At 38.4% G+C, this 242-nt stretch carries 1 protein-coding gene; it reads left to right on the plus strand.

All coding sequences use genetic code 11. The annotated features are described in order from the left end of the window. The coding region (locus tag SB749_RS20605; protein WP_410711953.1) for a hypothetical protein at positions 1-242 on the plus strand (242 nt) is incomplete at both ends.

A 242-nucleotide genomic window follows, 5' to 3' on the forward strand; every position in this document is an offset into this window, starting at 1 on the left:
CAAGCTACCAAAAAGCTTGCTCAATACGTTTCATTGCATCCGCACAGCATTGAACAAAAAACAGAAATTATCATTGAACATTATCGGAATTTTGTACAGCGAAAAATTGGTGGGCGTGCCAAGGCGATGGTCGTGACAGCAAGCCGTTTACATGCAGTACGTTATAAAATTGCTTTTGATAAGTATATTCATGAAAAGGGATATAACGATTTAAAAACGGTTGTGGCGTTCTCAAGTACTGT

It is taken from the genome of Brevibacterium sp. SIMBA_078, from assembly GCF_046534565.1.
In the GTDB taxonomy this organism is placed as follows: Bacteria; Actinomycetota; Actinomycetes; order Actinomycetales; family Brevibacteriaceae; genus Brevibacterium.